This window comes from Sphingomonas crusticola (assembly GCF_003391115.1).
Classification (GTDB): domain Bacteria; phylum Pseudomonadota; class Alphaproteobacteria; order Sphingomonadales; family Sphingomonadaceae; genus Sphingomonas_I; species Sphingomonas_I crusticola.
Genome location: NZ_QTJP01000001.1, coordinates 2,549,406 through 2,564,217, shown reverse-complemented (window position 1 = coordinate 2,564,217; position 14,812 = coordinate 2,549,406). Strand labels below are relative to the sequence as shown.

Here is a 14,812-nt window from a genome sequence, read left to right as displayed (position 1 = left end):
TCGGTGGCCATTGTCAGGCGCTGCCGCCGAAGCGCCGAAGCTGGCGATCGCTATCGATGCCAAGGCCGTTCAGGACCGGTGCGACCTGGCCAAGGTCGGCCAGCGGTTGGCGGAACCAGGCCCTCCCCGCTTCCACGGACAGCGGCGTCGCGAGAGCATCCGGGCTCAGCACACCGCCAAGGACGTGCAGATGACCGGTGAGAAACGGGCCTTCCAGATGCAAGCTGACGGCGCCATCGCCAGGGTCGCGGCAGACGAGAACCGACGAGACGACGTCGGTCGCGTAGCGGATCACCTCAAGTTCCGGATCCAGATGCCGCCAGCTGCGAATTGCCATGAAGAATTGCGCTTCGACAAAGGCGGCAATGGATGTTTCGACCTCGTTCTCGTGAGTCAGACCGCTCGTGAATTCTTCCACTTCCGCATTAAAAGTAGCGAAGTTCAGAGAGGTGCGCGGCGCGAAGAAGACCATGCTTCTCGATCGCGAAACCGGAAATCCGGCGGATTGCAACCGATCGAGCTCGGCAATCAATTCTTGGGCACGCCGGATTTCCATCGGGCAGCTGCCATCACAATCGCCGCCCGATAATATTGTATATATTGTCGAAGGTCCGCACTCCGGGCCGTCGCCCTCGAGCATCTGTTGCTCTTGCGCATAGTAAGCGGAAATCAGCCCCTCGAGCGCTGGCTGCTCGCCAAACGTCGCGCGCTGGACGCCCAGCCCCTCAAGGCACGCATCCAAAAAGGCGCGTTGCACCAGGTTCGGAAGCGCATTGTAAAATTCGGTGACGTTGAAATCCAGCTCATCTCCTTCCGCATATTTTGCATAATAATAGAGAACGGAAGCGAAGCCGAGGCGTAGTTGCTGCGTTTCCGACCCGAAGCATTCACCGGCAAGACCGAGACAACGTCGCCAGCTCGGCACGGCCCGGAAGGCGCCGAAATCGACGAAGGCACCGTCGATGCTGAGATTGGATGTAAGGAAGCGCCCTGGCCATAACCGATAGGCGAGGGCCGCGCCGAGCTGCTCGGCAAGTCTAGAAAATATCTGCTTCACACCGGGGTAGACGCCGGCGCCGCGCGACACAGCACGGGCAGCCTCGGCGACGCGGCTCGCATCGACATATTGATGGGAAGTGCGCGCTCCGGCATCCCCAAAGAAGATGCTACGCTCAAGGTGAGCCGGGCGAATGAAATTTGGTCGGACGACGATGGCCGATCGCTCTTCCGGCACGTTGGGAACCGTCGAATGCGCAAAGCCCCTGTCGATGACCGCCAAAATCGGGACAGCCCCATGGGGTAATTCCGAATGGCAGATTTCCGATATTATGACTTCGCGGATCGCCTCGGCGAGGCTCATCAAGCCAGTCTTGTGTATCGCGTCCACATTATCCGAAACGAGCGGTGTCCGGCCGATCCCTTTCGCATTAAAGCCGCCGAATATTCCGCACCGACCACTCCCCCCATGATCAGCGCCGCCGGTCGCCCCATATAAATCGGCTTCGAATAGCCACTTCTCATCGGGGGATCCTGCCACCGATTGAACCGCGTAACGGTTCATCAGGGCCTCCGCGATTTCGCTGCGGATCGCCTCGTCCGAAACATCGACGCCGCGTTCGAGAAACCACCGCCGGTTCAGCCATGCAAGGCGTGCCGTCGGGATCGGCCGAACCGCAAACTCGACTGTGCCACAGGAGGAAAGTCGCCGTGGGTCGTGCGCCAACTCAACATCGTTGAGCAATGCCTCCAAGATCGGGGGGGAAAACCTCCGCTCCGCTCGATCTTGCAAGGCTTGGGTCACCGAATCTGTTCCACCCGGCCATCGGAAACGCGGAAGACCCTTTGCGCGCGCTCCACCAGCGCCGGCCGATGGGCAACGACAATCCGTGTGATAGGCATGCGCGCGATCGTCTCGGTGATCCTCGCTTCGGTTTCCGCATCGAGATTGGCGGTGCCCTCGTCGAGGACCAGTATCTCGGGCTTGCGATAGAGCGCACGCGCGAGAAGGACCCTTTGCCGCTGGCCGCCGGAAAGATTGCTGCCCATGTCCCCGATCTGAGTTTGGAAACCCATCGTCATCCGGGAAATTTCATCGCCGACGCAGGCAAGCTCGGCCGCCTCGCGAACCCGCACCATATCAATGTCAGGATCGAAGAAGGAGATATTCTCGGCGATCGTCCCCGACAGCAGCTGGTCGTCCTGGCGCACGACCCCGATCTTCCTTCGCCACTCCTGCCAGAACGTCGGACTGGTCCACTGTCCTCCGATCAGGATATTGCCTTCGGTCGGGCTGTGCAAGCCGAGCAGCAGTTTGAGCAGCGTCGACTTCCCGCCCCCGGTGGGCCCGACAATGGCCACGAAATCCCGGTCTTCGACATCGAAGGTGACCTTCGAAAGTACATTGGGATCGGTCGAACCATATTTGAACCCGACGTCCACGAGCGAGATGGTCTTGCTTGCCGGCAACGCGGTGAGCGCCGAAATGTCGTCGATTTCGGAAGGCGTGCTAATAATGTCGCCAAGCCGATCGAGATAGACGCGCAGCATCGCGACTTCCTGTAAGTTTCCCACCAGCACCCCTGCCCGGTCGCTGAAAATGGCGGAATAGGTAAGCACCGCATACATCATCCCGATCGACAGCCCGTCGGCGTGGATGACATTGTCGGCGCATAGATAGATAAGCGTTCCAAGCTGAAGGGTGATGATGAGGGATTGCACGAACGCAATCAGAACCTGAATTCTTTGCAGACCGACGCTGGAGTTGAAGCTTTTGCTCAGCGTGTTTCGCCAGACCGAGTGCCGCTCAGGCTCGCCGCCCATCAGCTTGATCGTGATCGCGCCCCGGATGGATTCCATCAGGATCGACTGCTCTTTCGCGGAATAGGAAATCGACTGTTCCGTGCGCCTCCGCAGTAGCGGCACCGTTCCAATCTTGAGGAGCATGATCAAGACGGTGAAGCCGATCACGGTAAGTGCGATGGGCACCGAATAGAAGAAGCAGATCAGGATCGCGGCCAGCGCCATCCCGCCATCGATCAACGCCGACAATATCCCCTTCGTGATCGCATCCTGAATTGTTCGCAATGACCCGAAGCGCGACAGGATGTCGCCGAGATGCCGCTTCTCGAAATAGCTCGACGGCAAGCGAAGGAGGTGCCGGAAAACGTTGCCGGACGCCTGGAAGACAAATTGCGACCCGAACAATTGCAACGTCCAGTCGCGCACGACGGTGACCAACGCGCCTAAGGCACCGACCAGAGCGAAGCCGACCACTACTACGACCAGCAGGCTGGTATCCTGATTGGCGATGACGCGGTCGACCACCACTTGCATTTCGAGCGGCGATACGAATGCGAGCGTCTGGATGGCGATCGAGAGCAAAAGCACGAACACCAGGTTGCGAGACAGGCCGTGCAAGCTTGACCAGAGCGCCTTCGGATCGACCTTGGTCTTGGCGTCGATCGGCACGAAATTGTCCGACCGGCGGAGCTCCAGCACGACGCCGGTGAAGTGTTCCGAAAACTCAGCGATCGAGAGCACACGCCTTCCGCCGCTTGGATCGTGGATTACGACATGCGAGTTCTTGACGGCTTCCAGAACGACGAAATGCGTCATGTCCCAGTGGAGGATGATCGGAAGCGGCAATTGGCCAACCGCGCCGAGCTCAACCTTCAGGGCGCGCGCGCTCAAACCGATCTGATCCGCCAATTGCATCAAGCCCCGCAAATTGGTTCCGGAAACCGAAACCGACACGCGGTGGCGAAGGCCGTTCAAATCGATATTGTGACCGTGATACGCCCCGACCATCGCGAGGCATGCGAGCCCGCACTCGGAAAGCTCGCTCGCGAGAATGACGGGAGTCTTGCGCTGCGTGCGGAACAGCAACTCTTGCGGGATGTACGTCAACGTCGCGCCACCGCGTATAGCGGATCAAAAATCCATTGTATGAAAGTCTGGTGGCCTGTGATGATTTCGGCGTCCAACGCGAAACCCGGCTGCAGCGGCACCTTCTTTCCGTAAGCGAACATGAAGGGCTTATCCAACCTTGCCCGAACGCGGAATACCGGTTCCGCAATACTGGCGGCGTTGAAACCCGACGCCGCCACCTCGGCCGGCGTCAACGGCGCCCGCGAGATCGAGATAATTCGCGCCGACGCGGAGCCGAATTGCTTGTAGGGAAATGCGCGATAATGGATCGAAATCTCCTGGCCTACCGCGAGCAAGCCGGCCGAGCTCGATGGCGCAAACAGCTCGCCTTCCAATTCCGACTTGGTTTTGCTGAATACGGCCACCGTAGCGCCTGGACTCAAGCTTTGCCCCCTCACGATTGGAAGCGCCATGATCGCTCCGCTGAAGGGGGCATTGACGGTATAGGAGTTCCTGCTCTTGAGATCCTGAAGCTGTTGGGACAGCGCCGCATCGGTGGAGCCGGCCGAGGCATTGGCCTGCGCAATCTGAAACGGAATCTGCTCCTGCTGGGCGACGAGCTCATCCTTGGCACGGCGTAGCGACGAAATCTGCGCTTCCTGCGCCGAGATCGCCTGCGCGGAATCGAGATAGGCGCCGCGCAGATCATCCACGGTCTGCGCGGTCACGAAACCTCTCCCGGCGAGTTCCATTGCCCGGTCGAGCTTGGTCTTGGCGAGATCTCTCTTGGACTGCAGAACCGCCAGCATGGTGTGAGCCTCTCCGACCTGGCGTTCCAGTGTGGAAACCTGTTGCGCCAGCGCCCCCCGATTGGCGACGATCATCGCGCGCTTTGCCTGAGCCTCCGCGCGCGTGGCAGTGAGTTGAGCAAGGCTCATTCGCTCGATGAGATCGCCGCTGTCGCCGCCGCGTGATTGGCGCGATAGCCGCAACAGCGCGATCGCCGTTCCGGCGCGGACCTCCGCACCTTCCGCCAGATAGATTTCCTCGACGACCCCGCCTTCTGCTGCCCCAAGCCTGCTGAGTCCGCTCTGCGGGACCAGCCAGCCACTCACCGTCTCGGTTCGGCTATAGGTGGCAAGCGACAGGAATAATGCTGCAAGCACCAGAACCGCGATCACGCCGTAACCGGCCAGATACCATCTGGGTGCGGCCCCGATCAGGATTTCGCCCTGCAGCCGCCGCTGCTGGCCTTCGATCATTTCCCGCCGGAACAGGTTTGTCGGCGGGGCAGCCCCCACCTGATTGGGGCGAGGTAGGTCGCGCGCAGGACCACCATTCATGGCGGCTCTGCCCGCGGATACGTCTTCAGATCCGCCCGCCCGATGCTCGGCCAGGGCTTCGAAATGCTCCATCAAGCAACGACGACAGACTGGGGCGGCAGCCAGGGGACCGACACGCTACCATAAAGCGACGTCATCAGATCGCCGTGATGGTGCATTTTTTCCCGCTGCGCCACCGCATCATATTCCGCGCCATCATAGTCGCAAAGGCGGAAGCTCTGCCGTCCCGAGTAAGTGAAATCAGGCTGTCCGGAGATCAGAAACTCAGCCATCGCCTGCAATTGAAACAGGCCGAGCATCTCATCACCCCACAGCCAATTTCCTTGGGGATTTACCTCGAGGAATATGTAGTTGCCATCGCGGTCGATGGCGAAATCAAAGCACCCGAAAACCAATCCCAGCGCCTCCATAAGACGGAAGCATTGTACTTGGACGAACTCGGGGAGGTCATGGCGCGCGTGGGTCGCTCCCTTGTACATAAACCTCCAGTCGACATCCTGATCGGACCGATTGGGGAAGGACTTTTCCCAGGCGAAGATCGAGCGGCCCATGATCGTGGCGCGGACCTCGGTCTGCTTGTCGATCACTTCTTGAAATATTGCGGGCGACTTTTGGACGGCACCCGCGGTCAAAAGCCTGGTATCCGTAAAGATGGTTGTCGGGACGGTTGAATAGCGATCCACGTCGCTCAGCCACAACGCCGGCTTGAGAGGCTTGTAGATCATGCGCTCGCCGCACGCGTGGAAGAACTGGACGATCTCATCGCGCGCGTTGCTAATTATCGACCTGGGCATCTGCAGACCGAGCTCCGAAGCTACCCGCATCTGGAAAGGCTTCAGCGACGCCCTTTGCATCGCGTCGAGCGGGCTAACAGTGAACCGCCCGGTTTCGATCCTGTTCAGCACACTCGCGAGCAGGATCCCGCACTCGACTTCGGAAACACCGCGCTCATGCTGATCGGAAATGTCTTCCTGAGGAATTCTAGCCGGCGGGCGTCGCATCCACACCGAGCGAAAATCGTCAAACCGCAACTCGGTTCGCTCCGAGCGGTATCGGATTTGCAGAGCCTCGGCGGCGGGATCGAACACCCACTCGGCGCCGCCGCTCAGGTCAAACGGATAAAATATCTCGCACCGTTCACCAAGTCGTTCCACGGCCCACTTCACAGAAAGCGCGTGAATATCGTTAGGCATCGAAATAATTAAGATGCTCATAGTAACTCGCAACCTGTTCGGCGGACACATTTGAAAGCCGACTCAAGCCTTGCAGAACACGACAATACGCCTGTCAATGATTGCCTTGACGGCTTGCCATCCCCCCGGTCAGTTTGAATCAGGCCCTTAGCATATGATAACAACCTCAGAATTAGTCGCGATGACCAACTCCCCGTAAACATTCAGAGAAAGCCGTACTTAGTCCCCGCACTTACGTATGCGGCGAATGATATACGACGCGGCCGATGCGACTACACCGGCCACGCCGCAGTCATTTCTCTAAGATACATACGGGTTCCTGCGGACTGATCAGTCCCAGCCGAAGCTCGTGACGGTGTCGGAGTTGCTGTCATCCTGAACAGTAACAACATAGACATGACCGTAGGCGGCGTATGTCTGCTGCGAGTTCGTCGCACTGTTGGTGGATTCCGAGCTTATGCAAAAGCCACTACCACCGGCAACGAGATCAATTTCCTCGTTTTCCAATTCACGAATCTCGGCAACTGCTCTCTGAAGGGTTTGCATTCGACTCTCCCTGTTAAAGGTCAAATTGGCAGCCTTGGCGCTAGCTCAACATGGCTACTCAGTGCGAGAATGACCCGTCAAGTACCCGTTACGTCCGTTTCGGTCTTTTCCTTAGCATTACCGGTACACTCATGAGTTTAGATCAAAAGTCCGTCCGATTTCGATACGATTTGGGGATTGCTATGTTGCTTCGATATGTGTTTTCTATTGATTCTAAGCAAAATGCTGATCTTGAATTGCGTACATCGTAAATTTGTTATGATGGATAAGAAACACGATGAATTCACGTGATGTGTATTGTTATGTTTGGCCGCGAATCGGATTCACGCAATATGACTCCCAGGAGTATCGCATACGATCCTACCATCTAAGCAATCTCTTGTCTGGTTGTTTGGGGGTTGCATCCTTTAATCCAGATCAGCTTTGCTGTGAATTGATGTCTTAATAACAGGGAACATTTGTCGCGTGGAGATTGTGCTTTGTACGCTCGGAACACAGGGCGACATTAGTCCGTTTCTTGCGCTTTCCCGGCGGTTGGCCAATAAAGGCTGTTCAGTCACGCTGCTGACAAATGAAAACTGGGGGGATGCGGCCAGGTCGACTGGCGCAGCCTTTGTGGCGATTGCACCGGCCGATGATCCCCAGTGCGGCCGTGACGACCATGAATTCTTTCTGTCCAACACGCTGGATTCATTTCGCGTGTCCTACGATTTTGTCGCGGGGAAGGTCAGGCATTCACGAAAGCTAGCGCTCGTATATCGCGTCAACATGCTTGGAATGGAGTGCGCGGCCGAAAAATTTGGCCTGCTGAACGGCCGCGTCGCATTGCAACCCTCGGTGGTGCGCTCGTACCTGCGCCCCCCTTGGCCGATGACCGTCCTTACGAAAGGAAGGATCGGCTGGATTGGCAGCAATATCGTGGTGCCCGCAATCTATAAGGGCTTCGAAGCGGCCAGCCCGTATCGCAAATATACGAATGCCTTCCGATCCTCGGTCGGTCTTGCGCCGATCAGCCTATTTCGACCGCGCGATCCCGTCGAGGATTTCGTGCTGATGATGTGTCCGGAGTGGTTCGCGATGCCGCAGCTCGACTGGCCCTCGAACGTCCACACGATCGGCTTTCCCTTCACCGATGGCGGCATAAGGGATGAGGAGATTGCCGGTTTCATCCGCGCGAACGGCCCGCCGGTCGTATTCACACCGGGCACAGGCGTAACCGAAACGGACAGATTCTTTGCGAATGCCGCTGCGGCACTGGAATGCGTGCAGGCACCGGGCATATTCCTGAGCCAGCATATTCCGCCCGTGCACCGGCGGAATCCGCGGATATTGTGCAAGGCTTTCAGCGATCTGGGCTGGCTGTTGCCGCAGTCCCGCGCGCTCGTCCATCACGGCGGGATCGGAACCACGGCACAGGCGCTGCGGGCCGGCATTCCCCAGATGGTGATACCGGGCCGCTTCGACCAGCCGGACAACGCCATGCGGGTTGCCATGTTGGGGCTCGGTTCCGCCATTCTGTCCGACCGCTATTCGGGGGAGAAGTGGGGCGAGCTGCTGCTGGACACGCTGCGCAGTGGCTATGTCGGCGAGCAGTGCCGGCGGGCTCGCCGCTCGATGCTAGGTGCGAACGCCGCGGCCGACGGCGTGCGACTGATCGAAACCTATATATGCGAGCGCTTCGCGGATGCGGGTAAGCCTGGCCTGCCCGCGCAGGTATCTGCGTACGAAGCGGCCTGATGGGCTGAGGTCGTGCCTGTCCCACGACCCTGTCGGATCCGCGCCGGGCATGAGTGCCGAACAGGTTTCGGCTTTGTCGAAGAGGGACCAGTTAAGGTGGCTGATGCGGTGTCTTTCCAGGAATCTTAGCCATTGGCGTGCTTCCCGCAGCGCGAGCCTACCCCCGCCGGTTGCATCGCCGGCGCCCCATTCCGTAGCGATCACGGCGGCTCCGCGGGACTTCGCAACTTGCACCCGGCGGCGCAGACCCTCGCCATGACTACCGGCGTACCAATGCAGCGCATATCCAACATTCTCAGCGTCGAGCGGGGATCGGGCCGCAACATCGACCCCTCGGCAGTGATCCGGCGTGCCGAGAATGAGCGACGCGCTGGGCGCGCCTTGCCGGATTATGCGCAGCATGCGCTGGTGGTGCGGCTTGATGTCGGCTTCCCAGGAATAAGACGGACCCGGCTCGTTCCACGTCTCGTACAAGATATTCGGGCGGTCGCCGAACCGGCGCACGATGGAAGAGAAGAAATGCTCCGCCGCATCGGTCTCCGGGTCGTGGGCATGCCAGTCGACGATGACATAGATCGCGTTCTGGAGTGCCGCCTCTATGACGACCGATATCTTGTCCATCTCTTCTTGGGGGTGCGAAAGATAACCCGGCCGGGTTGCGGCGAGAGGCGCACGAATGACACTGATCTTCCAGTCCTGCGCGAGCCAGCGCACGACATCCGCATTGTAAAATTGCGGTGACCACTGGCTCCAGAACAAAGACATACCCCGCATCACGACGATTTCGCCGCCTGCGGACCGCAAAGCGCCCTCGCTAAAAAAAAGCTTCCGAAGCTGTTGCTTGGGCGTGGCCGCCGACGGCTTGCTGTCGTATCGACTTAATCGCAGGGGCCTCTCCACTCCAAAGGGCTCCTTTGGATTAATGACGGCTGTTTGACTTGCTTGCAATGCGCCCGGGAAGTTGTGGATCCCTTCTACGTGGCGCCTTCGACATGCCCCGACCTGAGGCCAAATCCGCCGCTACGTCTACCGAGACACGTCCCACGTCGGACCCATGCGGCTTAGCACGTTGCGCCCGGTCAACCGCCATCACGGCTGACCTGGCCAAAGCTGCTTTCAGAAGGTGGTGCCGCCTACAGGACTCGAACCTGTGACCCTCGCATTACGAATGCGATGCTCTACCAGCTGAGCTAAGGCGGCGCGCCGGAAGCGGGCCGTTACCAGCGCTTAGGGAAACTGACAAGGCACCTGCGCTTCTGCCCACACCTGCCAGTTGCCGCGATGATGTCCGGCTGAACCCGGCCCGCCGCGGGTTGTCCCGCTTGTCGCACAGGCGCATAGGGCCCGCATTGACCGAACAGCAGTGCACGGATGCGCGTCGCATATCGTGCGGAGAGCAGGATGACGAACAGCGATCTGGCCACTCCCGCAATCGGGGAGGAGGCCGCTGCCGCTATCGCCGCGGCCCTCGTCGAAGGCGCCTTGCCCGGCGAGACGGATAATTTCGACGATCATGCGCGCGCCGACGCCGCCGCCTTCATGGGGCGGATCGCGGCGCGCCGCACGCCCGGCCAACCGGCGATCGCGCTGGAATCGACCGGCGGCGACAGCGTTCAGCGCCGCATGCGGCTGGGCGTGGTCAATGACGACATGCCGTTCCTGGTGGATTCGGTCGCCGCGACCTTGGGCGCGCGCGGCATCGACGTTCACCGCCTGCTCCACCCCGTATTGTCCGTCCGTCGCGACGGCGATGGCGCGCTGAGCGCGATCCTGCCCGCCGGCACCAGCGGCGAGCGGCGCGAATCGATGATCTATATGGAGGTCGACCGGGTCGACGCGAAGATCCGCCGCACGCTGGAGGCCGATCTCGCCGCGATGCTTGGCGACGTCCGCGCCGCGGTGGAGGATTGGCCACGGCTTCAGCTGGCGCTGCGCGACGCCGCCCAATCACTGCCCGACGGCGAAGGCGCGGCCCTGCTGCGCTGGTTCCTCGAACGCCACTTCACCCTGCTGGGCGCCCATGTCGAGCACCGCGACGGTTCAGATGAAGCGGGCTTGGGCGTTCTCCGCGCAGCCGGCGAGCCCTTGTGGTCGGACGCCGCGCGCGCCGCCGCCTTCGCTTGGTTCGAACAGGGCGGCGAGGCTCCGCTCGTGGTCAAGAGCGATCGTCTGGCCACCGTCCACCGCCGCGCCGCGCTCGATCTGCTGATCGTGCCGGTGCGCCAGTCCGGCACGATCGTCGGCCTGTCGATCACAGCCGGTCTGTGGACCAGCGCGGCGCTGCGCGCGCCCTCCGACAAGGTACCGGTGCTGCGCACCCGCCTCGCCCAGATCGAGGAGAAATACGGCTTCAGCCCGTCGTCGCACGCCGGCAAGGCGCTGCATCACGCGCTGTCGGATCTGCCCCATGACATTCTCGCCACCTTCTCGCCGGCCGTGCTGGAGGAGGTCGCGCTGACTGCGATGAGCCTCGCCGATCGGCCCCGGCCCAAGCTGGTGCTCGCCCCCGGGCCGCTGCTGCGCCACCTGTTCGCCTTTGTCTGGCTACCGCGCGAGGCGCTGACGACGCGACAGCGCGAGGCGATCCAGCAGATGCTCGAGCGCGCCGCGCAAGCGCCCGTGACGAGTTGGGCGCTCGATCTCGGCGAAGGCGATCTCGCCTTGCTGCGCTATACGCTCGATCTGCCCTACGGCGCGGCGATGCCCAATGCGGCCGCGCTCGACCGCCAGCTCGAGAATATGCTGCGCGGCTGGGCGCCCGCGATCGAGATGAAGCTCGGCGAGAGCGCTGCCCCCACCCGCGCCGCGCGCCTCGTCCTCGACTGGGCCGAGAGTTTCCCGTCCGATTACCGCACCCGGTCCACCCCCGACGAAGCCGCCGCCGATATCCAGCGGCTGGCGGAGCTGGAGGATGCAAGCTCGCGCGCGGTGCGCCTGTATCGCGCCGCCAGCGACAACGGGGCGCGTCTGCGCCTGAAGACCTATCGGCTGGGCGAACTGATCCCGCTATCGGAAGCGGTGCCCGTGTTCGAGAATTTCGGCTTTCGGGTGCTGGAAGAGATTCCGACCCCGCTCAACGGCGGCAATGCCGCCTATATCCACGAATTCCTGCTCGAGGCCGACACGGCCGAGGTGGCGGACGCCCTGCTCGCCCGCGCCGCTGTCGCCGAGACGGCGATCGCCGCCGTGCTGGCGACCAAGGCTGAGAATGACGCGTTCAACGCGTTGATCGTCGGCGTCGGCCTCGACCCGCGTGAGGTCGTGCTCGCCCGCGCCTGGTTCCGTTATCTCCGCCAGACCGGGCTGCCTTACGGCCTGCAGACCGTGGCCGATGCGCTCGACCGCGCGCCCGAAGTCGCGCGCGCTTTGATCGCCCTTTTCGACGCACGCCACGATCCCGACGGCGACGGCGACGACCGCGCCGCCGCCGAACGGCTCGAAGCGGCGCTAGCCCAGGTCGGCTCGATCGAGGACGATCGCATCCTGCGCCGCCTTGCCGGTGTCGTACGCGCGATCCTGCGCACCAACGCCTTCGCGCCCGCCGCGCAGGAGGCGTTGGCGTTCAAGATGGATTCCGCGCTGGTGCCGAACCTGCCCAAGCCACTGCCGTGGCGCGAAATCTGGGTCTATTCGCCCCGCGTCGAGGGCATCCATCTGCGCGGCGGGCCGATCGCGCGCGGTGGCCTGCGCTGGTCCGACCGGCGCGACGATTTCCGCACCGAGATTCTCGGCCTGATGAAGGCGCAGGTCGTCAAAAATGCCGTCATCGTGCCGACCGGTGCCAAGGGCGGCTTCTACCCCAAGCAATTGCCGCCGGTCGCCAGCCGCGATGCGTGGTTGGCCGAGGGGACCGAAAGCTACCGCGTCTTCATCCGCTCCTTGCTGTCGGTCACCGACAATCTGGTCGAAGGCGCGGTCGTCCATCCCGAACGCGTCCGCGTCCATGACGGCGACGACCCCTATTTCGTGGTCGCCGCCGACAAGGGCACCGCGACCTTCTCCGATATCGCCAACGCCATCTCTGAAGAGCGCGGCTTCTGGCTGGGCGACGCTTTCGCCAGCGGCGGCAGCCATGGCTACGATCACAAGGCAATGGCGATCACCGCGCGCGGTGCCTGGGTTTCGGTCCAGCGCCATTTCCTCGAACGCGGCGTCGACGTGCAAACCGATCCGACGACGGTGGTGGGCTGCGGCGACATGTCCGGCGACGTCTTCGGCAACGGCATGCTGCTGTCCAAGGCGCTTAAATTGGTGGCCGCGTTCGATCACCGCCACATCTTCCTCGATCCCAACCCCGATCCGGCGCGCAGCTGGGAAGAGCGCAACCGCATGTTCGCGCTGCCGCGATCGTCCTGGGCGGATTACGATCCGGCGTTGATCTCGACCGGCGGCGGCATCTATCCGCGTACCCAGAAGGCGATCCCGATCTCGGCCGAGGTGAAAGCGGTGCTCGGCATCGACGCCGACGAGCTCGATCCGTCGGGCCTGATCGCGGCGATCCTAAAGGCGCCGGCCGACCTGCTCTGGTTCGGCGGCATCGGCACCTATGTGAAGGCCGCCTTCCAATCCAACGCCGAGGTCGGCGACCCCGCCAACGACGCGCACCGCGTCAACGGTGCGGAAATCCGCGCCAAGGTGATCGGCGAAGGCGCCAATCTGGGTGTGACGCAGGCGGGGCGGATCGAGTTCGCCGAGAGCGGCGGGCGCATCAATACCGACTTCATCGACAATAGTGCCGGCGTCGATTGCTCGGACAACGAGGTCAATATCAAGATCGCGCTCAACCGCGAGATGAACGAGGGCCGCCTGCCGTTCGAGGAGCGCAACAGCTTCCTCGCCGAGATGACCGACGATGTCGCGCATATCGTGCTGGAGGATAACCGCCTCCAGACGCTCGGCCTCAGCCTCGCCGAACATGGCGGCGCTGCGGCCCTCCCCGCGCAATTGCGCGTGGTCGAGATATTGGAAGCCGCTGGCCGCATCGATCGCAGCGTCGACGGGATCGAGAGCAATGCCACTTTGCTGCGCCGCGCGCAGGAAGGCCATGGCCTGACCCGGCCCGAGCTTGCAGTCATCCTCAGCCACGGCAAGCTCGCACTGCAGGCTGCGATCGAGGCGAGCGACGTTGCCGCCGATCCGTTGCTGCGTCCGTTGCTCCATGCCGCCTTCCCGGCCGCGATGCAGGCGCGCTTCGCGCAGGCGATCGACGACCATCGCCTGGCACCCCAGATCATCGCCACCAAGATGGCCAACCGCATCGTGAACCGGCTCGGCCTGGTGACACCGTTCGAGTTGGCCGAGGAGGAAGGCGCGGCGCTCTCCCAGGTCGCTGCGGCGTATTTCGCGGTCGATGCGATCTTCGGGCTGGAGCCGATGTTCGAGGCGATCGAGCAGGCGGCGATGCCGGAAACCGCGCGCTTGGCACTGCTCGCCGCCGCCGGCTCGGCCGCACGTCTCCACGTCGCCGACGCGATGCGGGCCGCGGGCGGCGATATCGTCGCGGGCGAGGTGGCGGCCAAGCTGGCGCCCGGCGTCGCGCGCCTTGAATCCCGCATCGACAGCCTGCTCAAGCAGGAAGCACGCGCCGGCGCGGCCGCGTTGCGCGCCCGCCTCGGCACGGACGGCGCGAGCGACGACATTATCGCCCGCATCGTCCGCCTCTACGAACTGGACGGTGCGATCGGCACCGCCAGCCTGGCCGCCCGCATCTCCGCCGACGAGTTGGCCGTGACGCAGGCCTATGTCCGGCTGGGCGAAGCGCTCGGTCTCGACTGGGCCAAGCAGGCGGCGCTACGCTTTGTTTCGTCGGATCCATGGGAGCGGCTGCTCGCGGCCGGCCTCGCCCGCGATTTCGAGCAGCTTCGCCTCGAATTCCTCGCCCGCGCCGGCGGCGGCGATCCGCAACAGGCGGTCGACACCTGGCTCAAGGCGCAGGCCCCTCGCGTCGACCAATTCCGCACCCTCATCGACCGTGCGCGTTTGGCCCCGACCCCGAGCGCGGCGATGCTGGCGCAGGTCGCCGCCCAGGCGCGGGGGTTGTTGGGGCGGTAACTGAAGTAGCGCCGTCACCCCAGCGCAAGCTGGGGTCCATCTCTATCGAGGCAAACGATGTCGCTCGTGGAAAGG

Annotated in this window: 8 protein-coding genes and 1 tRNA gene; 2 read left to right on the top strand and 7 right to left on the bottom strand. The window is 62.3% G+C overall.

Annotation, left to right across the window (positions count from 1 at the left end):
- Positions 1–13: 13 nt before the first annotated feature.
- The 5 genes from DX905_RS12210 to DX905_RS12190 all read right to left on the bottom strand — a co-directional run bounded on the left by DX905_RS12210 (position 14) and on the right by DX905_RS12190 (position 6,949).
- Positions 14–1,741 carry a hypothetical protein gene (locus tag DX905_RS12210; protein ID WP_162875590.1) on the bottom strand — a complete coding sequence of 576 codons (1,728 nt, stop codon included), beginning with the start codon at positions 1,739–1,741 and terminating at the stop codon, positions 14–16.
- A 56-nt stretch (positions 1,742–1,797) separates the two neighbouring features.
- Positions 1,798–3,906 (bottom strand): peptidase domain-containing ABC transporter, encoded by a 2,109-nt coding sequence (locus DX905_RS12205; RefSeq protein ID WP_116091583.1) that lies wholly within the window; start codon positions 3,904–3,906, stop codon positions 1,798–1,800.
- Positions 3,903–5,129 (bottom strand): HlyD family secretion protein, encoded by a 1,227-nt coding sequence (locus DX905_RS12200; RefSeq protein ID WP_205412247.1) that lies wholly within the window; start codon positions 5,127–5,129, stop codon positions 3,903–3,905. Before DX905_RS12200 ends, DX905_RS12205 begins: the two co-directional genes overlap by 4 nt.
- Positions 5,130–5,281: 152 nt before the next feature.
- Complete coding sequence (locus DX905_RS12195; protein WP_116091581.1) at positions 5,282–6,424, bottom strand: MvdC/MvdD family ATP grasp protein; 1,143 nt, start codon at positions 6,422–6,424, stop codon at positions 5,282–5,284.
- Between the two features lie 309 nt (positions 6,425–6,733).
- Positions 6,734–6,949: a hypothetical protein gene (locus tag DX905_RS12190; RefSeq protein ID WP_116091580.1), complete on the bottom strand. Its 216-nt coding sequence runs from the start codon at positions 6,947–6,949 to the stop codon at positions 6,734–6,736.
- 465 nt (positions 6,950–7,414) lie between these two features.
- On the opposite strand from DX905_RS12190, the gene DX905_RS12185 reads away from it, so the two are divergent.
- Positions 7,415–8,686 carry a glycosyltransferase gene (locus tag DX905_RS12185; protein ID WP_116091579.1) on the top strand — a complete coding sequence of 424 codons (1,272 nt, stop codon included), beginning with the start codon at positions 7,415–7,417 and terminating at the stop codon, positions 8,684–8,686.
- Here the strand turns inward: DX905_RS12185 and DX905_RS12180 are convergent.
- Positions 8,567–9,586 carry a glycoside hydrolase family 5 protein gene (locus DX905_RS12180; RefSeq protein ID WP_116091578.1) on the bottom strand — a complete coding sequence of 340 codons (1,020 nt, stop codon included), beginning with the start codon at positions 9,584–9,586 and terminating at the stop codon, positions 8,567–8,569. The genes DX905_RS12185 and DX905_RS12180 overlap by 120 nt on opposite strands.
- A 224-nt stretch (positions 9,587–9,810) precedes the next feature.
- Positions 9,811–9,886, bottom strand: a tRNA-Thr gene (locus DX905_RS12175).
- A 201-nt stretch (positions 9,887–10,087) separates the two neighbouring features.
- Here DX905_RS12175 and DX905_RS12170 point away from each other — a divergent pair.
- Positions 10,088–14,737 (top strand): NAD-glutamate dehydrogenase, encoded by a 4,650-nt coding sequence (locus tag DX905_RS12170; RefSeq protein WP_116092529.1) that lies wholly within the window; start codon positions 10,088–10,090, stop codon positions 14,735–14,737.
- The last annotated feature ends 75 nt before the right edge of the window (positions 14,738–14,812 follow it).

What these genes read in the sequence shown, in the direction of transcription:
- DX905_RS12195 (WP_116091581.1), bottom strand. Translation starts at nt 6,424, where the DNA reads ATGAGCATCTTAATTATTTCGATGCCTAACGATATTCACGCGCTTTCT.
- DX905_RS12170 (WP_116092529.1), top strand. Translation starts at nt 10,088, where the DNA reads ATGACGAACAGCGATCTGGCCACTCCCGCAATCGGGGAGGAGGCCGCT.
- DX905_RS12190 (WP_116091580.1), bottom strand. Translation starts at nt 6,949, where the DNA reads ATGCAAACCCTTCAGAGAGCAGTTGCCGAGATTCGTGAATTGGAAAAC.
- DX905_RS12200 (WP_205412247.1), bottom strand. Translation starts at nt 5,129, where the DNA reads ATGATCGAAGGCCAGCAGCGGCGGCTGCAGGGCGAAATCCTGATCGGG.